The sequence below is a fragment of the Klebsiella sp. HMSC25G12 genome, from assembly GCF_001807705.1.
GTDB classification, from domain to species: Bacteria; Pseudomonadota; Gammaproteobacteria; order Enterobacterales; family Enterobacteriaceae; genus Klebsiella; species Klebsiella variicola.
This window is the reverse complement of sequence record NZ_KV789854.1, coordinates 92,739-110,788: the sequence shown is the minus strand read 5'-3', so window position 1 is coordinate 110,788 and position 18,050 is coordinate 92,739. Positions and strand designations below refer to the sequence as shown.

Here is an 18,050-nt window from a genome sequence, read left to right as displayed (position 1 = left end):
TCGTTTTTCTCCTCTCCAGGCGCGGCCCCGGCAGCGCCATCGTCCGGCCAGCGCTACTACAGCAGTCTGTTATTTTGTTAGCATCACAGGTAGAATGCTGCCCGTTTACCTTTTTTGCGCCGCCCTGGCGCCCATCAACACTAAGGTCTGGTCATGACGTCTACAGCTATCACATCTTCCCGCGCTGTCACATCCTCTCCCGTTGTGGTTGCGCTCGACTATGATAATCGCGATAAAGCGCTGGCATTTGTCGACCGCATCGACCCGCGAGACTGCCGCCTGAAGGTGGGCAAAGAGATGTTCACCCTGTTGGGCCCGCAGTTTGTTCGCGATCTGCAGCAGCGCGGGTTTGAGGTGTTCCTTGACCTTAAGTTTCACGATATCCCCAATACCACGGCCCGCGCGGTGGCGGCGGCGGCCGAACTCGGCGTATGGATGGTGAATGTCCATGCCTCCGGCGGCGCGCGGATGATGACCGCCGCGCGTGAAGCGCTGCTGCCGTTTGGTAAAGAGGCTCCGCTGCTGATCGCTGTCACCGTACTCACCAGCATGGAGGCCAGCGACCTGCAGGATCTGGGCATTACCTTATCCCCGGCTGATTACGCGGCGAAGCTGGCAGCGCTGACCCAACGCTGTGGTCTTGACGGGGTCGTGTGCTCAGCTCAGGAGGCGGTGCGCTTCAAACAGGAGCTGGGGCAGGCGTTTAAGCTGGTGACCCCGGGGATCCGTCCGCAGGGGAGCGAGGCTGGGGATCAGCGGCGGATTATGACCCCCGAGCAGGCCCAGGCGGCGGGGGTGGATTATATGGTTATTGGTCGCCCGGTCACTCAGTCGGCCGATCCTGCCGCAACGCTGCGGGCAATCAACGTCTCGTTGTCAAAGGAGGCATAATGAGCGATTCCAATAGCCGCCTGGTCTACTCCACGGAAACCGGGCGTATCGACGAAGCGAAACCGGCGCCGGTGCGGCCTAAAGGCGATGGTATTGTTCGTATTCAGCGCCAGACCAGCGGTCGCAAGGGCAAAGGCGTGTGCCTGATTAGCGGCATCGATGCTGACGATGCCGCGCTGAACGCCCTGGCTGCAGAGCTGAAAAAGAAATGTGGCTGCGGCGGTGCGGTGAAAGATGGCGTGATCGAGATCCAGGGTGACAAACGGGATTTGCTCAAATCGCTGCTCGAGGCGAAAGGAATGAAGGTTAAGTTAGCCGGTGGCTGAGTGCTATTTCGGCAATAATTAAAGTAATGCTGAAATAACAAGGCCGCGGTGAATGCCGCGGCCTTGAATGATTTAACGTGCGTAAGTCAATTCGTGTGAATTATTCTTTTATTTCGTCAGGTAATTATATTATTTGCCAACCTGGTGACCAATAATACCACCGACCGCCGCGCCACCCAGGGTTCCGAGTGCGCTACCGTCAGTTAACACCGCACCACCGATGGCGCCGGCGCCAGCACCGATAGCGGTGTTACGGTCGCGTTTAGACATGTTAGAACAAGCGCTCAGAGACATTGCTACAGTGACAGCCAGAACGACGGCAGCCATTTTTTTGCTCGTTGAAGTCATCATTTTTTTCTCCTGAATAATCTATTCATGGATACTACGCTCCTTTAAGCATAGCCTGAAATAGCAGCTTTAGGGCAATTCCATGAAGTTAGGGTGCGCAGGTGTCACGAAAATCACGCAGGTGATAGTCACTTCCTGTTATATCGCTAATAATAATTTTACTTTTTTTTAAATGTATCGTCAGGTAAAAAATCTTAATTAGCGGCTCGGAATACTCTCAGAGCGTAATATCGCCCCGAATGGCGCATTGGCATGGCTCGGGGCGGGTAAAGATCAGACGTATGGCACGATATCGATGGTCAGGCCGCTGTGCAGTAACTGGTCGCGGCAGGCGGCCGGCAGGCGATCGTCGGTAATAACGCGGTTAAAGCGCCCGGCGGGACCGAGGGGATAGGGATGAACCGCGCTGAATTTCGAGCTGTCGCTGAGAATAATCGCTTCACAGTGCTTTTCCAGCACGGCGTTAACCACATCCGCACGCATCATATCGCGACCGGTAAAGCCGGTTTCTGCCTGCCAGCCATCGATCCCGATGAAGGCTTTGCTGAAATGCACCTGCTGGATGAACTGGCGGGTCAGCGGGCCCACCATGCTTTCACTGCGTTTCTGGTAAATCCCGCCCAGCAGGATCACCTCTCCCGGCGTCTCTTTCAGTAGATGGGCGATATAGCTGCTGACGGTTATGATGGTGATATCGCCGCGTTCGGCGAGGGTGCGCGCCAGCAGGGCGTTGCTGCTGCCGTTTTCGATGAATACCGTTTCGCCGGCGCTCACCAGCGCCGCCGCCCGGCTGGCCAGTTCACGTTTAATGGCGAAATGGGTCATCATGCGGGTTTCAACATCTTCACTGTCCAGTGGGACTGCATAGCCATGGGTGCGGCGCAAATAGCTCTGCTTTTCCAGCAGATTCAGATCCTGGCGAATGGTGACCTCTGAGACACCGGTCATCTTCGCCAGATCGGCGACGCTCATCCGGCCTTTATCAATGACCACTTGCAAAATACTTTGTTGTCGGGCGTTCATAGCAACATCACTGTTAGGGGGCTATATGGCGAGCAACCGGTATGAGTCACCGGTTGCGGCATGGGCGATAATCAGATTTCCCAGGGAGCCTTGGGCTGGTTTTTTTGCTCAGCGTCGTCCGCCGCCAGTGCCAGCAGCTCCGCTTTGAGGATTTCCAGATTATGGATCGCAGAGTGGTAATCACCGGCAACCAGAATATCCAGCACGGTATCGATACGTTGGGCGAGCAGGTGGGCATTCACATCTGACATGGCATTATCCTGGTAACAAAAACGAATGAAATCAATGATGCTAAAAATGGATGAAAAAGAGAAGCGAAAAAAACGCACAACCTTAATCGGTGCGACGGAAATAGCAGGATGGAGAGGAAAGAAGCAGCGGTTCCCGGAGGAACCGCTGTGAAGAGGCGTCAGACTGCCGGACGCGCAATAATGCTGCGGGTTTCCATGCGGACTTCGGCGATGGTGACATCGATAACGTCAGTCACTTTGTAGACCACCTCGCCCTTGATCTGCACGGTGCCGTTCTCCTGGCTGCACACCAGTTCGTCGCGAACGGCGTGGAGGAAGGGGGCCGGAATAAAGGCGACCGCGCCATTGTCCACCAGGCGCACGCGCATCCCGCCGCGGCTGATGTCGATGATCTCCGCCGCAAAACGAGTATCGGTCCCGGCTTTATCGTTGAGGAAACGGGCATACAGCCAGTCGGCGACGTCGCGCTCTGCCATCCGGTTAAGACGACGGCGCTCCGCCATCTGTACGGTGGCATCATCCTGTGGGCGCGCAATGGTCTCGCCTTTGATGATGGCCTTCAGCAGACGGTGGTTGATCATGTCGCCATATTTACGGATCGGCGAGGTCCAGGTGGCATAGGCCTCAAGGCCGAGGCCAAAGTGCGGGCCTGGCTCGGTGCTGATTTCCGCAAACGACTGGAAGCGGCGGATGCGGCTGTCGAGGAATCCGGTCGGCTGGGCGTCCAGTTCCCGGCGCAGCTTGCAGAACCCTTCCAGCGTCAGCACCTCCGTCGGGTCGACGTGCACGTCGTGGGTTTTCAGCAGCGCCGCCAGCTGTTCGGTATTCGCCGGGTCGAAGCCGGTATGGACGTTATAAACGCCGAAGCCGAGCTTGTCGCGCAGAACGCGGGCGGCACAGATGTTGGCGGCGATCATCGACTCTTCGACAATACGGTTGGCAATGCGACGTGGTTCCGCGACGATATCCAGCACTTCGCCTTTTTCGCCAAGAACGAAACGGTAGTCCGGACGGTCTTTGAACACCAGCGCATGGGTCTGACGCCATTCGCTACGACGCTGGCACACGTCCTTCAACAGTGTAATTTGCTGCGCGATCGCGTCGCTGCCCGGCTGCCAGCTGCCGCGGCCTTCCAGCCAGTCAGAGACATCGTCATAGGCCAGCTTGGCTTTCGACTCGATGGTGGCGGCAAAAAATTCGATGTTGTCTTCGATGGTGCCATCGGCCGCCAGAGTCATCTGGCAGGCCAGCACCGGGCGCACTTCGTTAGCGCGCAGGGAGCACAGGTCGTCTGACAGCTCGCGGGGCAGCATCGGAATATTGAAGCCCGGCAGATAGTTGGTAAAGGCGCGCACTTTTGCGGCCTTATCCAGCTTGCTACCTTCGGCAATCCAGGCGGTCGGGTCAGCAATGGCGACCGTCAGCAGCAGTTTGCCATCAGCAGTGGATTCGGCATACAACGCATCGTCCATATCTTCGGTGCTGGCGCTGTCGATAGTGACGAAGTCGAGAGCGGTTAAATCGCGGCGCGTCAGCCCTTCATCGAGCATTTCCGTGGCCACGCCGTCCGGCGCTTCTTTTTCGAGATTATGGCGCGCCAGGGTTACCCACCAGGGGACGAAGTGATCGTCGCTGAAGGTGATGAACTGGGTCAGCTCCGCGTAAAACCCGCGGTCGCCTTTTAACGGATGACGGCGCATCTCGGCGACGGCCCAGTCACCCTGTTTGAAATCATGCTCAACGCCACGGGCGGCGCGGCAGGGAATGGCATCTTTCAGCAGCGGATGGTCAGGAACGATAGCGAGGCGATCGTCTTTCTTCTGGACTTTACCGACGAAACGGGTCAGGAACGGCTCAACCAGGGTTTCTGGTTCGGCGCTTTCGCGATCTTTTTCAGAATGGATCACCGCGACGATACGGTCGCCATGCATCACTTTTTTCATCTGCGGCGGCGGAATGAAGTAGCTCTTCTGAGCGTCCACTTCGAGGAAGCCAAAGCCCTTTTCCGTGCCCTTAACGACCCCTTCCGCGCGCGGCGTCTGGGAATGCAGTTGCTGTTTAAGCTGCGCTAGCAGCGGGTTATCCTGAAACATAATTAGGTATTTTCGTGGCTAAAAGAGCGGCTGACATTTTTACGCGAATATGCCTGCCGCAGCAAGCGCTGTTTCAGCAATTTACGTCTGCTGACGCACATTGCCGAGGGCGATTTTCAGACGATTCATCCATCCGCACAGCCCGCTCCAGGTCAACAGATCGATCGCTTGTTCCGCAGAGAGTCCATATTCCGCGAGGGGCGTTAACTGGGCGGCGCTAAACCGGTCCGGCGAGCGGGTTAACAGCTGCACCGCGGTCACGAGAGACCGGGACTGAGGATGCTGCTGGAGCCAGTGATGGAGGGCCTGGTCGCCCTCCCGCAGATGGCTGGCGAACTCCTCTTCACCCTGCCAGTGGGGGAGCCAGGCGTCAAAACAGGTGGGGCTGCCATTGGTGCGCGCCACGAGTAAGGCGACCTGCGGGCCAAAGGTATCATCCGTGCTGAGCTGGCGGATCAAGGTCTCCAGAGGCGTGAACAACGGTGGGTCGCAGGCCAGCAGTGGGGCCAGCTCACCCAGACCGGGCAGCGACTGCCAGCCGGCGATGCGCCGCTGGCGCTCATCATCGGCATACTGCAGATCGGGATCCTCAAGGTCGCTCTGCCACTCTCCTGGTGGCGCGGTGAACAGTTCGGCAGGGGCCTCCTCTTGCTGAGGCATGCCGGGGATCCAGCGCACCGGATAGCCCAGCGCCGCCTGCAGGACGGCAATCGCCCGGGCCTGGAAGCCCACGAAACCGATAATCTGGTTGATCAGGATAATATCCCGGCTGGTTAAACCCACTTCGTCCAGCTGGCTGCGCGAGAGGGCGTTAATGACGGAGGGCGAACTGGCGAGCTGACGAGCATACTGAGTGATCTGCGCCAGGCGACGGTTGCTCTCGCGCGAAGAGTCAGGGCCAGGGAGGGGAGCCAGGCGGGCGGCATAGTGGTTACACAACCGCTGGACACCATAAACCTGGGCGACAGTCAGCGCGGTGCTCAGGCGATCGTAGGCGGTAAAGGTCTGCAGGCGACTCACCGCCACCTGGTCGGGAAACAACCGCTCTGCCAGCTGGCGAGCGGGGTGCAGCCAGCCTGCGTGGATGTGTAGCCAGGCTTCCGGCAGCGTCAGGTCCAGCAAAAAGCGGTCTTCAACATGGGCGGCTTCAGGGACAAGCGGTAGAACATCCACCGGGCAGATTGTTGACTGGGTTTCGTGATACCAGTGGTTTTTGCCATTCACGCGGCGTGGCTCCATGGGCTTTCCTTGTTCGGTATGTGGCGAACCGCCGTTCCGCGGATCGTTTATGCAGAACTATCCTGGCGTAACCCGGAAGCAGGAGAAAATATTGATACGTGCTAACAAATAGCCGATTGGAATAACAGGGGGAGCGTAAGGGATGGGGGGAAGGAAGAACCCTCCTCACCGGGGTGAGGAGGGAAAGAACTTACTTCAGTTCCAGCTCGTTCATGGCGGCGATATTGAACCCGCCGTCAACGTGAACGACTTCACCGGAGATACCCGCGGACAGGTTAGAGCACAGGAAGGCTGCGCTGTTGCCCACATCTTCAATGGTGACGGTGCGACGGATCGGGGTGACCGCTTCGCAGTGCGCCAGCATTTTACGGAAATCTTTAATGCCAGAAGCAGCCAGCGTACGGATCGGACCGGCAGAGATGGCGTTGACGCGAACGCCTTCCGGACCCATGGCGTTAGCCATATAGCGGACGTTAGCTTCCAGAGAGGCTTTGGCCAGACCCATTACGTTGTAGTTCGGGATCGCGCGCTCTGCGCCCAGGTAGGAGAGCGTCAGCAGAGCAGAGCCCGGGTTCAGCATGCTGCGGCAGGCTTTGGCCATCGCCACGAAGCTGTAGGCGCTGATGTCGTGCGCGATTTTAAAGCCGTCGCGGGTGACAACGTCAACGTAGTCGCCGTCTAACTGGTCAGCCGGGGCAAAACCGATAGAGTGGACGAAACCATCGAATTTCGGCCAGACTTTTTCCAGCTCGGTGAACAGCGCGGTGATGCTCTCATCTTCAGCAACGTCGCACGGCAGCACAATGTCAGAACCCAGCGCGGCAGCAAATTCTTCTACGCGACCTTTCAGTTTTTCATTCTGATAGGTGAATGCCAGTTCCGCGCCTTCGCGGTGCATTGCTTGCGCAATACCGTAGGCGATGGACAGTTTGCTGGCGACGCCAGTGATCAAAATGCGCTTACCGGAAAGAAAACCCATAGCTTTAATCCTTATCGTTATTGCTTATTTTTACTTTAACAATCATAACGTTAACATTGTTATTTCAAAATAACTCAAATTTAGCCGGGAATTATATCCCACTGACGACCCCTTGTGTCACGATATTTTTCAGCCGCGCCCGCGGCGTGCGGAGCAAAAGCGTATCGCGATAGCTCCAGTATACTCTCTCTTCTGATGATTATTTGAGCGCGATCTCCGCCAGCAGCAGACACCCGTTGGCACTGAGGGGGTGCAGCTCGCCAGGGGATTCACCGCGCCAGCAGAGACCGCTGCCGGCCACACTTCGCTGCCCGGCCAGATCCCACTCGCCCTGAAGAACATAAGCGACTCCCTCAGTGGCAGGGCGTTGCTGGTCGTTTATCACCTTTACTCTCGCCGAGGCACGTCCGCGCTGGGTCATGATATTGAAGTCCAGCCCTGGCTCAACGATCCCGACGCTGGACAGCGCCCATTCGCCGGGGAACGCCCACGGCTGCCAGAGCGTCAGCGGATGGTCGATGTCCCCGCCGCACAGTCGTAGTGGTTGTCCCGCCAGCAGGGTGATCACCCGGTCGACGCCGGGGAAGGGGGAAAAAGGACCATCCGCCTGCAAAGTGGCGATGCTGGCTCGCCAGAGAAAGGGGGCGTCTGTGGAAGGAACGGCGATAATTTCCCGGGTGGCACCGGCACCGTTCTTCCACGGCGTGATGGGTAAGGTGGCGATATCAAAAAAAAAGATCATGGTCTGCTCGGCGGAATTCAGAGGGTGGATGGTTTTTGTTACAAGCGTGTCGCAACATGCTTACAAATTATTTACAACAGGGCTCACAAATCCATCATCGAGCGCGTGTGTGGGTTTGTCAATGCTTGTATATACATGAGCAGTCATCTACGAATTATCTTATCGCAGTGACCAGAGCCATCATGACAAAACGCGATCGGGAGAATGAAAATGCAACAGCGTATTACTTTCCGCCAGGCCTGCCTGGTCACCCTGTTTTCGGGGCTACTGCTGTCTGGTGGCTCAACATACGCTAAAGAGTGGAAATCAATCACCATCGCTACGGAAGGCGGCTATGAACCCTGGAACCTGACGCTTCCCGGAGGGAAGTTGAGCGGCTTCGAACCTGAGCTCATGGCGAATTTATGCCAGCGGATGCAGATCGAATGCAAGCTGGTGGTACAGAACTGGGATGGCATGATTGCCGGACTTAACGCCGGAAAATATGACGTGATCATGGACGCTATTGTCGTCACCCCGGAGCGATCGAAGGTCGTGGCGTTTACCCAGGCCTACGCTGCCACGCCGGCCTCTTTCATTGCGGTAAAAGGGTCGCTGCTCCCTCCGTCTCCGACGGTCAAGCTTCATGATGATGAGAAAGAGATTCAGGCGGCGATTGCGCCTCTGCGCGCGGCGTTGAAAGGGAAAACTATCGGCATCGCTTCCGGCACCGTGTACACCCCGTTTATTGATAAGTATTTCAAGGATATCGCTGACATCAGGGAATATAACAACTCAGCGGATGCGATCCTCGACCTGCAGGCTGAGCGCATCGATGCGGTGTTTGATGATATTACCTTTGCCAACACCACCCTGTCGCGACCGGAGAATAACAATCTGGCATTGAGCGGTCCGCTGATGAGCGGGCCGATCTGGGGAGGCGGTGAGGCGATGGGCGTGCGCCTCACCGATCCCGATCTCAAAGCGAAACTGGATAGCGCCATTCAGGCGGCGCTGGCCGATGGGACGGTAAAAAAACTGAGCGAGAAATGGTTTAAAAGCGACGTTACCCCCTGAGTGAGGCTCTCATGTTGAATCTTCTGAGTTTTGGTGAAAACGGGTGGGGGACGCTGATCCTCAGTGCCACGCTGACCACGTTGCTGCTGTCGCTCGCCGCGCTGGCCGTCGGTGCCGGGGTAGGCGGCGTCATTGCCGCCGCAAAGCTGTCCCGGCATGCGCCAGCGCGCTGGTTTGGCGCCGCCTGGTCGGTAGTATTCCGCGGTATCCCTGAGTTACTGGTGATCTACCTGTTCTATTTTGGCGGCTCAGGGATGATTTCATGGGTGGGGCGACTGTTTGGCGCTGACGGTTTTATTGAGGTTCCGCCCTTTCTGATTGGCGCCCTGGCGATTGGTTTGATCTCCTCCTCGTATCAGGCGGAAGTCTACCGTGCTGCTCGCCTGGCGCTGATGCCCGGTGAAGTGGAGGCGGCTACCGCTATCGGCATGCCGCGCTGGCGGATCCTGCAGCGCATTCTGTTGCCGCAGATTATCCGTTATTCGCTGCCTGGGTTATCCAACGTGTGGCAAATGAGCCTCAAAGATTCGGCGCTGGTATCGGTGACCGGCATCGTTGAGCTGATGCGCGCCAGCCAGATTGCCGCTGGCTCGACCCGCGATTATTTCCTGTTCTATCTGATCGGCGGCGGCTGTTATCTGATCCTGACGCTGCTCTCTAACCGCGCGTTTACCCGGGCGGAGAGCCATCTCAACCGCGCCTGGCTGCGTCGCAGCGCCGCGCAGGCGTAAGGAGCCCGTATGTTTATCGATTTTGCCTTCCTCGGTGAGACGTTATTGAAGCTCGGCGCGGCGCTGCCGGTGACGCTGGGGCTCTTTATTTGCTCTTTTATCCTCGGCGGCGTACTGGCCCTCGGCGTTTTAGCGCTGCGAATGAGCCACTGGCCGCTGGCTAGCGGTTTCGCCAAAGGCTATATCCTGATCTTTCGCGGTTCGCCATTGCTGATCCAGCTGTTTCTCATTTATTACGGGCTGGGTCAGTTTGGGGTGATCCGTCACAGTTTCCTGTGGCCGCTGCTGCGCGAACCCTTTATCTGCGCCGTTCTGGCGCTGGCGCTCTGTACAGCGGCCTACACCGCGGAAATTCTTCGCGGCGGGTTGCTGGCGATACCGCCGGGTCAGATTGAAGCCGGTCAGGCTTGCGGCATGTCGCGCTGGCTGCTGCTGCGGCGGATCATTGCCCCGGTGATGCTACGTTATGCACTGCCAGCCTACTCCACGGAGGCCATTCTGCTGGTCAAGTCGACGGCGCTGGCAAGCCTGGTGACCGTCTGGGACGTCACCGGGGTGGCGCAACAGATTATTCAGCGTACCTACCGGACGATGGAGGTATTCCTCTGCGCGGCGGCCATCTATTTGCTGCTTAATTTCATTATTGTGCAGCTGTACGCCCTGCTAGAACGGCGCTTAACGCCGCATACCCGGCAAAACCCGGCGACCGTATCGCTCAAGCCGATAACCAAAGGAGAGTAAGATGCTCGATTCACGTCCGGTGACCTTATCGGTCAGCGATATTCATAAGTCCTTTGGCTCCCTGGATGTCCTGAAGGGGATCACCATCCAGGCCCGGCAGGGCGATGTCATTTCGATCCTCGGCGCCAGCGGCTCCGGTAAAAGTACGCTGCTGCGCTGCATTAATCTGCTGGAAACGCCCGATGCCGGGGTGGTCAGCGTCGGTGGCGAGACGATTGAAATGAAGCACCACGCCCGCGGGCATCGGCTGGCGGCGAATCCCCGGCAGATAGAGCGCCTGCGTTCGCGGCTGGGGATGGTCTTTCAAAGTTTTAACCTGTGGTCGCATATGACGGTCCTGCAGAATGTCATTGAGGGGCCGCATTATGTGCTCAAACGGGATAAACGGACCTGCATTGAACAGGCGGAGCAGCTGCTGGAGCGGGTGGGGATGTTGAACCGAAAGGATTTCTATCCGGCACAGCTCTCCGGCGGCCAACAGCAGCGCGTGGCGATAGCCCGCGCGCTGGCGATGGAGCCAGACGTCATGCTCTTTGATGAACCAACCTCAGCGCTGGATCCCGAACTGGTCGGCGAGGTGTTAAAGGTCATGCGCAGCCTGGCGGAAGAGGGGCGGACGATGCTGGTGGTCACCCACGAGCTGGGATTCGCCCGCCATGTCTCCAACCGGGTGGTATTTATGCACCAGGGGACGATTGACTGCGACGGTGCGCCTGAGGCGCTATTTGGCACTCAGGGTTCCGCGCGCTTTAAGCAATTTATCTCCAGCCATCAACAGCCAGGACAGGTCGTATGAACATGATCCAGTGGGGCGATGCGCCGATACGCTGGCAGGAGGTGGCATGCGTCGCCCGGGGCGAGGCGACCTTGAGCCTCAGCGAAAGCGCCTGGGCGCGCATCGAACAGGGGCGGGCGATTGTCCAGCATATCGTTAACGCTGGCCAGGTGGCCTATGGGATCAACACCGGGCTGGGGGCGCTGTGCAACATTACGCTGCCGGAAGCGCAGTTGCATCAGCTGTCGCGCAATACGCTGCTCAGCCACGCCTGCGGGGTGGGACCGCTGCTGGAGGTCGCCCCAACCCGGGCCATTATGTGCGCCGCGGTGGCCAATTTTAGCCACGGTAAATCCGGAATTTCCGCCGGGATAGTGCAGCAACTGCTGATGTTTTTGCAACATGGCGTCACCCCCCAGGTGCCCTCTCAGGGGTCGGTTGGCTATTTAACGCATATGGCGCACATTGGCCTGGCCCTGATGGGAGTCGGCGATGTGCTATGGCAAGGGCGAACGTGGTCTGCGGCAGAGGTCCTGTCGCAGTTGAATCTGCAGCCCATCGCGCCGGGAGCGAAAGAGGGGCTCAGTCTGGTCAACGGTACGCCGTGCATGACCGGCCTGGCCTGCCTGGCCTTAGACGACGCCGAGCGCTTAATGAACTGGGCTGATGTAACCGGGGCGATGAGCTTTGAAGCGCTGCGCGGCCAGCTTGTGGCGTTTGATGCCGAGATCCTGGCGCTGAAAGCCAGTCCCGGGATCCAGACCAGCGGCCAGCGGCTGCGTGAGCTGCTGGCGGGCAGCCGTCTGCTGGCCGAAAGCGAAGGTCTTCGCACCCAGGATGCGCTGAGTCTCCGCTCGATGCCTCAGGTGCATGGCGCCTGCCGCGATCAGTTTAGCCATGCGCAGACGCAGATAAATATCGAACTCAACGCCTGTACCGATAATCCCCTAATCCTGGGCACCCTTGAGCAGTGGCGGGTGGTGTCCCAGGCGCATCCCCACGGCGAATCGGTGGCAATGGCCTGCGATTTACTGGCCATTGCCATGGCTGAGCTGGGCGCTATCGCCGAACGACGTCTTGACCGGCTGGTGAATCCTCTGGTGAGCGGCTTGCCAGCGTTTCTGGTCGCCCGACCCGGGGTGAATTCAGGCATGATGATTGCCCAGTACGTCGCCGCATCGTTGTGCGCGGAAAATAAGCAGCTGGCGCAGCCGGCGGTGCTGGATAATTTTGTTACCTCCGCTTTGCAGGAGGATCATTTAAGCCTGGGTACCAGTGCTGCGCTGAAATTGCAGCGCCTGCTCGGCAACCTCTATCAGATCCTGGGTATCGAATATTTACTCGCGGCCCAGGGGCTCGATTTTCACGAGCCGCAGACGCTGGCGGCGGGTACGCGTCGGGCGCGCGATCTGCTGCGCCAAAGCGTGCCTGGCTGGGAGGAGGATCGCTGGCTGGCGCCAGACATCGCCAGCGCAGTGGCTATCCTCAAGCGGAACGCTGGCCACGCGCCGGCATGACGTCACCAGCGAGGTAAGTGAGACGGGGCTATTTCCCGTCTTTGCGCCAGGCGTCGGCGGTGAGAGCTTCACCGAAGTGGCCGGCGATCAGGCGTCGGGTCAGGTCGTGCAGCGGTGAGGCCAGCACATCGGCAGTGCTGCCGCGCTCGACCACTTCGCCGTTATGCATCACCAGCACTTGATCGCTGATGTGCTTCATCATTCCCAGGTGCTGAGTGACATAGATATAGGAGATGCCCTGTTTCTCCTGCAGCTCCAGCATCAGATTGATGAGCTGGGAGCGCATCGACATATCCAGCGAGGCCAACGCCTCATCGCAGACGATGACCTTCGGGCGCAGGATCAGCGCCCTGGCGAGGCCGAGACGCTGCTTCTGACCGGGCGCCAACATATGGGGGTAATAGCTGACGTGGTCCGGCAGCAGACCGACCATGCGCAGCGTGTCGATAATCTGCTTTTGCCGCGCCTCGGCGTCGAGGTCGGTATTCAGCCGCAGTGGAAAATCGAGGATCTGCGAGATGCGCTGGCGCGGGTTCAGTGAGGTCGACGGATCCTGAAAGATCATACGAATCTTCTGGCTGCGGTAGGAGTAGTCCCCGAAAGTCAGCGGATGGTCGTCGATCAACAGCTCGCCGCTGGTGGGTTCCACCATGCCCGCCAGCATCTTGGCGAGGGTGGATTTCCCGGAGCCGTTCTCGCCGATAATCGCCAGCGTCTGCCTTTCACGCAGGGTAAAACTCAGCGGCTTGACGGCCTCCACCGTCTGGCGGTGAAACCAGCCGGTGCGGTAGCGAAAGGTCTTACTGAGTTGGCGAACTTCCAGCAATGTTTCGACCATTTCACTCTTTCTCCATGTTCAGCGGGAAATGACAGGCGTACAGATGGTTGCGCGCCCCGGTAAGACGCGGCGTTTCGATACACTCGCGCTGGGCGTAAGGGCAGCGCGGCCCCAGACGGCAGCCGATGGGCAGCTGCTCCAGCAGAGGGATCGCCCCTGGCAGGGTGTTGAGGCGGCTTTTATGCGGCATGGCGCTGCCAAAATCCGGGATCGCGCGGATTAACGCCTGGGTATAGGGGTGATGCGGCAGGGTGACCAGCTCTTCGCTGGGCCCGCTCTCCACCGTCTGCCCGCAGTACATGACGTTGATTTTATCCGCCCATTTGCTGAGCATCTGCAGATCGTGGCTGATCAGCAAAATGGTGGTGTTGTTGTTCTGATTGAGCCGCGTCAGCAGGCGGATAATCTGCGCCTGAGTCGTTGGCTCCATGGCGTTGGTCGGTTCATCGGCGATCAGTAGGCGCGGCTGGTTGGCCAGGGCGATGGCAATCATCACCTTCTGGCACTCGCCTTCGGTCAACTGATAGGGGAAGCTGCGCATGGCATCTTTGTGATCTTTAATGCCGACGCGGTGCAACAGCTCGATGGCCCGGCGCTTACGCCAGCCCAGCCGTTGCCACCAGCGGCCCTTATAGGTCCAGCCGGGGATACTCTGAATCAGCTGCTGGCCGATGCGCTCAGAGGGATCAAGACAGGACTGCGGCTCCTGAAAAATCATCGACACGTTATGGCCGATCAGTTTCCGCCGCTCGCGGTTCGACAGTCGCAGCAGGTCGATGTCATCGAAACGCATGCGGTCGGCGGTGACCCGCCAGTTGTCTTTGGTCACCCCGCAGATAGCTTTGGCAATAAGGCTTTTCCCGGAGCCGGATTCGCCCACCAGGCCGCGGATCTCGCCTTCAGTCAGGGTCAGACTGACGCGATCGACGGCTTTCACCCAACCTTCGTTGGTTCTAAATTCGATAGTTAAGTGACGAATATCGAGTAAAGGCATTATTGTACCCCGGCAATGATCGCCCGGCGAATACCGTCGCCCAGCAGGTTGACCAGCAGTACGCTGAGCATAATCGCGGCCCCGGGCAGCATCACAGTCCACGGTGCGACATAGATAAGCTCCAGCGCATCGCCCAGCATGGCTCCCCATTCCGGCGAAGGCAGCTGGGCGCCGAGATCAAGAAAGCCCAGCGCGGCAATATCCAGAATAGCCATCGACAGGGCGCGGGTGATCTCGGTCACCAGGCCAGAGGCAATATTGGGCAGAATGGCGAACAGCAGAATGTTCAGCGTCGAGGCTCCGTCGAGGCGGGCGGCGATGATGTACTCTTTCTCCAGCTCATCGTGGACCAGGCTGTAGACGGAACGTACCATGCGCGGGAGCAGCGCCAGCCAGACGGCGAACATCGCATGGCTGAGGTGCGGCCCGGCAAAGGCGACGACGATAATCGCCAGCAGCAGCGAGGGAATAGAGAGCAGGGTATCGAGGATATGGTTCATCACCGCCGAGCGCAGGCCGTGAGTCGACCCGGCAATCACGCCCAGCACCAGGCCAAACAGCGTCGCGCCGAGGGTGACGACGAAGGCCCCGCCGACGGTCGGCGCCGCGCCGCTCAGCAGCCGGCTCAGCACATCGCGGCCCAGGTCATCGGTTCCCAGGAAGAAGGAGACTTCGCCATAGCGCGACCACGACGGCGGCAGCAATTGATAGCCAAGGAACTGCTGATCGATGCCATAGGGGGCGAACCAGCCGCCGAAGACGCAGAGCAGCAGCAGGCCCGCGCAGCCGTACAGGCCGATCATCGCCGTGGTGTCACCATAGAATTTACGCCATACGGTGCGCAGCGCGCCGGGCGGACGCTTTTCCAGATAAACGCTATCGTAGGGCATACCATTCCTTATGTTTCAGCGGGTTAGCCATGGCACCGAGGATATCGGAAATCACGTTGACGATAATGACCAGTGCGCCAATCACCATGACGCCGGCGGAAATCGCCGCATAGTCCTGCTGGCGGATCGCGTTGATCAGCCAGCGTCCCAGTCCGGGCCAGCTGAACACCATCTCGGTGATCATCGCCAGGGTGAGCATGGTGGAAAACTGCAGGCCGAGGCGCGGGATCACCGGCGGCAGGGCGTTGTGCAGTACATGGCGCAGTAAAATTTTGCGTCGCGACACGCCGCGGGTGGCAGCCGCTTTGACATAGTTGGTGTCATACACCTCGCTGGTGCTGATGCGCATCAGGCGGATCACCTCGGTGGTGGGCGCCACCGCCAGGGTCAGCACCGGCAGCACCATATGCCGTGCGGCGCTGACGATCATCTCATGGCGCCATGGCGAGTCCGAGATCCAGGCGTCAATCAGCGCAAAACCGGTGACGGTTTTCACCTCATACAGCAGATCGAAGCGGCCAGAGACCGGAAACCAGCCAAGAGTCAGCGAGAAGAAGAGGGTCAGGAGCAGCGCCAGCCAGAACACCGGGATCGAGAAACCGACCAGCGCGACGGCGCTGATCAGGGTATCAGGCCATTTGTTGCGCATTACGCCAGCGATCATGCCCACCGGAATGCCAATCAGCAGGGCAAAGCCGAAGGCGAGGATGCACAGCTCCATGGTCGCCGGGAACACCTCGCGCAGCTGCTCAGAAATCAACTGGCCGTTAATGCTGGAGACGCCAAAATCCCAGTGCAGCACCCCTTGAAACCAGAACAGCCACGCATTCCACAGGGAGGCGCCCTGTAGCGGCGCATGAGGGGTGAAATAACTCAGGCTGAAGCCGATAAAGGTCAGAAAAAAGAGGGTGACCAGCAGCAACAGCAGACGACGCAGGGTAAAAATAATCATGGTTTTTTCACCTCTTCGGTTTTCTCCCGCGATACGCCAGCGAACGAAGCATTACCGAAGGGGCTCAGCACGAGGCCTTTCATATCATAGCGATAGGCCTGCAAACGCAGCGAGGAGGCCAGCGGCAGGACCGGCAGTTCGCGGGCGAGGATCCGCTGTGCCTCTTTGTAAGCGTCCATCCGCGAGGAGAGCTGTTGCGAAAGCAGCGCTTTTTGCAGCACGTCATCAAATTCCCGGTTACACCAGTGGGCAAAGTTGGTTTGTGAGGCGATCGCCGCGCAGCTCAGCAGCGGCCGGAAAAAACTGTCCGGATCGTTACTGTCCGTCGCCCAGCCGGAGAGCGTCAGGTCATGGTTCATGTCCATCAGCCGCGCCTCCTGGAAGCGCCCCTCCACCGGCATGATGATCACCTTGACGCCAATCTGCGCCATATCCGCCTGGATCAGCTCCGCCGTTTTCAGCGGGCTGGGGTTCCATGCCTGAGAGCTGGTGGGCACCCACAGCTTGAGGGTCAGATTTTCCAGCCCCAGGGCCTTCAGGCGGGCGCGGGCTTCCTGGGGATTGTACTCAGTAATTTTAGCGTCGTTATCGTAGGCCCACGAGGCGCGCGGTAGCATGGATGCCGCCGTCTCTGCGGTGCCGTAGTAGATGGACTGCATCAGGCGCTGGTTGTTAATAGCCAGCGCCAGCGCATGCCGCACCTCAGGGTTGTCCAGCGGCGGCTTGGCGGTGTTGAAGGCCAGCCAGGCAATGTTCATTCCCGGGCGCAGCGTCAGGCGCAGGCGCGGATCGTCGCGCAGGATCGTCAGCTGGCTGGCGGCGGGCCAGGCCAGCACGTCGCATTCCCCGGTGAGCAGTTTCGACAGTCGGCCGGTACCACCGGAGCCGAGGTCCACCACCACCTGCGGCATCAACGGTTTGCCGCGCCAGTAGTCGGGGTGACGCTGCAGACGGATATATTGCCCGGAGCGGTACTCGGACAACTGGAACGGACCGGTACCGACCGGCTGGCGATCCAGCTGCTCCTGGCGGTCGTCTTGCGTTAAGCGGGCGGCATATTCGGCAGAGGTAATTGACGCATAGTGAGTGGCCAGATGCCAGAGGAACGAGGCGTCCGGCCGCTTGAGGCGAAACTCCACGGTCTGATTATCCAGCTTACGCACACTCTCCACGCTGTCAGCAAACTGCAGACTGTCGAAGTAAGGGAAGCTGCTGCCGTTGACGTTGTGCCACGGATGGTCGCGGTTAAAAATACGGCCAAAGGTAAAAATCACATCATCCGCGTTGAAGTCCCGCGTCGGGGTAAACCATGCCGTGCGTTGAAACGGGACATGGCGGCGCAGGTGGAAGCGGTAGGTGGCGCCGTTATCAAGGACTTCCCAGCTCTCCGCCAGCTCGGGGACCAGCCGGTAGGTATAGGGATCGACGTCAAGCAGACGATCGTAGATCTGAGCGGCCAGCGTATCGACAATCAGGCCGCTGCTGACTTTCTGCGGATTAAAGGTATTCACCTGGCCGCTGACGCAATAGACGAAACCGCTGTCGCGGATATCGGCGCGGTCAGGGAGCACAGGGGCGGCAAAGGCCTGCCCACACAGCAGGGAAACGGCTGCCAGGAGAGATGACAATTTCAGGCGCATATTTTCTGTTTGATTATAGAGTTG

Annotated in this window: 19 protein-coding genes; 7 read left to right on the top strand and 12 right to left on the bottom strand. The window is 58.9% G+C overall.

Translation table 11 applies throughout. From position 1 onward, the window contains the following. Positions 1-153: 153 nt before the first annotated feature. Positions 154-891: an orotidine-5'-phosphate decarboxylase gene (gene pyrF / locus HMPREF3096_RS08570; protein WP_032730148.1), complete on the top strand. Its 738-nt coding sequence runs from the start codon at positions 154-156 to the stop codon at positions 889-891. Further along, positions 891-1,217, top strand: coding sequence for a stress response translation initiation inhibitor YciH (gene yciH / locus HMPREF3096_RS08565; RefSeq protein WP_008807792.1), 327 nt, complete (start codon positions 891-893; stop codon positions 1,215-1,217). Before pyrF ends, yciH begins: the two co-directional genes overlap by 1 nt. A gap of 129 nt (positions 1,218-1,346) precedes the next feature. Here yciH and osmB read toward each other — a convergent pair whose 3' ends face one another. From osmB to HMPREF3096_RS08530, 7 genes are all read right to left on the bottom strand, one after another. Then, positions 1,347-1,565, bottom strand: coding sequence for an osmotically-inducible lipoprotein OsmB (osmB, locus tag HMPREF3096_RS08560; RefSeq protein WP_002901783.1), 219 nt, complete (start codon positions 1,563-1,565; stop codon positions 1,347-1,349). Positions 1,566-1,838: 273 nt separating this feature from the next. Continuing rightward, positions 1,839-2,588, bottom strand: coding sequence for a DNA-binding transcriptional regulator YciT (locus tag HMPREF3096_RS08555; protein WP_032730149.1), 750 nt, complete (start codon positions 2,586-2,588; stop codon positions 1,839-1,841). Positions 2,589-2,659: 71 nt separating this feature from the next. Beyond that, positions 2,660-2,839 carry a protein YciZ/DeoL gene (locus tag HMPREF3096_RS08550; RefSeq protein ID WP_012542045.1) on the bottom strand — a complete coding sequence of 60 codons (180 nt, stop codon included), beginning with the start codon at positions 2,837-2,839 and terminating at the stop codon, positions 2,660-2,662. Between the two features lie 158 nt (positions 2,840-2,997). Then, positions 2,998-4,932: an exoribonuclease II gene (locus tag HMPREF3096_RS08545; protein WP_008807795.1), complete on the bottom strand. Its 1,935-nt coding sequence runs from the start codon at positions 4,930-4,932 to the stop codon at positions 2,998-3,000. Between the two features lie 81 nt (positions 4,933-5,013). Next, on the bottom strand, positions 5,014-6,171 hold the full coding sequence (locus tag HMPREF3096_RS08540) for a CMD domain-containing protein (protein ID WP_070544391.1): 1,158 nt from the start codon (positions 6,169-6,171) through the stop codon (positions 5,014-5,016). A gap of 190 nt (positions 6,172-6,361) precedes the next feature. Beyond that, positions 6,362-7,150 carry an enoyl-ACP reductase FabI gene (gene fabI, locus HMPREF3096_RS08535; protein ID WP_008807797.1) on the bottom strand — a complete coding sequence of 263 codons (789 nt, stop codon included), beginning with the start codon at positions 7,148-7,150 and terminating at the stop codon, positions 6,362-6,364. Between the two features lie 199 nt (positions 7,151-7,349). Then, on the bottom strand, positions 7,350-7,892 hold the full coding sequence (locus HMPREF3096_RS08530; RefSeq protein ID WP_012968439.1) for a HutD/Ves family protein: 543 nt from the start codon (positions 7,890-7,892) through the stop codon (positions 7,350-7,352). A 210-nt stretch (positions 7,893-8,102) separates the two neighbouring features. Here HMPREF3096_RS08530 and HMPREF3096_RS08525 point away from each other — a divergent pair, with 210 nt between their 5' ends. The 5 genes from HMPREF3096_RS08525 to HMPREF3096_RS08505 are packed head-to-tail and all read left to right on the top strand — an operon-like array spanning position 8,103 to position 12,712. Continuing rightward, positions 8,103-8,948: a transporter substrate-binding domain-containing protein gene (locus tag HMPREF3096_RS08525; protein WP_012542041.1), complete on the top strand. Its 846-nt coding sequence runs from the start codon at positions 8,103-8,105 to the stop codon at positions 8,946-8,948. Positions 8,949-8,959: 11 nt separating this feature from the next. After that, a complete protein-coding gene (locus tag HMPREF3096_RS08520; protein ID WP_008807800.1) occupies positions 8,960-9,679 on the top strand; it encodes an ABC transporter permease in 720 nt (239 codons plus the stop codon). A gap of 9 nt (positions 9,680-9,688) precedes the next feature. After that, entirely contained in the window at positions 9,689-10,420 is a 732-nt protein-coding gene (locus HMPREF3096_RS08515; RefSeq protein WP_012968438.1) for an ABC transporter permease, read from the top strand. A gap of 1 nt (position 10,421) precedes the next feature. Next, complete coding sequence (locus tag HMPREF3096_RS08510; RefSeq protein ID WP_008807802.1) at positions 10,422-11,216, top strand: ABC transporter ATP-binding protein; 795 nt, start codon at positions 10,422-10,424, stop codon at positions 11,214-11,216. Further along, positions 11,213-12,712 carry an HAL/PAL/TAL family ammonia-lyase gene (locus tag HMPREF3096_RS08505; protein ID WP_032730150.1) on the top strand — a complete coding sequence of 500 codons (1,500 nt, stop codon included), beginning with the start codon at positions 11,213-11,215 and terminating at the stop codon, positions 12,710-12,712. The genes HMPREF3096_RS08510 and HMPREF3096_RS08505 overlap by 4 nt, the downstream gene beginning before the upstream one ends. Positions 12,713-12,740: 28 nt before the next feature. Here the strand turns inward: HMPREF3096_RS08505 and sapF are convergent, their stop codons facing one another. The 5 genes from sapF to sapA are packed head-to-tail and all read right to left on the bottom strand — an operon-like array spanning position 12,741 to position 18,026. Next, positions 12,741-13,550 carry a putrescine export ABC transporter ATP-binding protein SapF gene (sapF, locus tag HMPREF3096_RS08500; RefSeq protein ID WP_004140269.1) on the bottom strand — a complete coding sequence of 270 codons (810 nt, stop codon included), beginning with the start codon at positions 13,548-13,550 and terminating at the stop codon, positions 12,741-12,743. Between the two features lies 1 nt (position 13,551). Further along, positions 13,552-14,544, bottom strand: a complete 993-nt coding sequence (sapD, locus tag HMPREF3096_RS08495) for a putrescine export ABC transporter ATP-binding protein SapD (protein WP_008807804.1) — start codon at positions 14,542-14,544, stop codon at positions 13,552-13,554. Next, a complete protein-coding gene (gene sapC / locus HMPREF3096_RS08490) occupies positions 14,544-15,434 on the bottom strand; it encodes a putrescine export ABC transporter permease SapC (RefSeq protein WP_008807805.1) in 891 nt (296 codons plus the stop codon). Before sapC ends, sapD begins: the two co-directional genes overlap by 1 nt. Beyond that, the gene (sapB, locus tag HMPREF3096_RS08485) at positions 15,421-16,386 is read right to left on the bottom strand and encodes a putrescine export ABC transporter permease SapB (RefSeq protein WP_008805241.1); all 966 of its coding nucleotides are present in this window, start codon (positions 16,384-16,386) and stop codon (positions 15,421-15,423) included. The genes sapC and sapB overlap by 14 nt, the downstream gene beginning before the upstream one ends. Next, on the bottom strand, positions 16,383-18,026 hold the full coding sequence (gene sapA / locus HMPREF3096_RS08480; protein ID WP_008805240.1) for an ABC transporter substrate-binding protein SapA: 1,644 nt from the start codon (positions 18,024-18,026) through the stop codon (positions 16,383-16,385). Before sapA ends, sapB begins: the two co-directional genes overlap by 4 nt. Positions 18,027-18,050: the final 24 nt, after the last annotated feature.